Origin of the sequence: Streptomyces sp. P17, assembly GCF_032436805.1 — a bacterium.
Taxonomy (GTDB): domain Bacteria; phylum Actinomycetota; class Actinomycetes; order Streptomycetales; family Streptomycetaceae; genus Streptomyces.
Map to the genome: position 1 here is coordinate 1 of NZ_JAVRBF010000412.1, position 379 is coordinate 379.

Below are 379 nucleotides of genomic sequence, written 5' to 3' on the forward strand. Positions count from 1 at the left end.
CCGAGCAGCCCAAAAGAAAGCGCTAGCACAGATTGCTAGAATAGCTACCCTTCGAGCGTACAGTTCTGATCGTGTCTGAAGTTCGACGTCTCGCGCCAAATCTAGGACGCTCCGGTCGTCACATCGTTCGTGTAGTAGTTGTACTGCCGATCCGAATATCCTTCGAACCTGCGCATGACGACCTCATCCGCCTTATTTAAGACCGCTCCAAGAAGTCGCTCTGCAACCACTGGAGAAGTGTTCACAGCTTTGACAATCTCATCAGTTGACGTGCTGCCCCATTCGACAACCAAAACAAACGCATCGAAAAGCTCTGCGGCTGCTTTGACGTCGACTACAGGCAGAATTGGCGGAAGATCGACCAAAACATAATCGTACT

At 50.7% G+C, this 379-nt stretch carries 1 protein-coding gene; it reads right to left on the minus strand.

The window, feature by feature from the left end; translation table 11 throughout:
- Positions 1-101: 101 nt before the first annotated feature.
- Positions 102-379: tyrosine-protein kinase family protein (locus RMT89_RS41520; protein ID WP_399498883.1), on the minus strand; the 278-nt coding region annotated here is incomplete at its 5' end.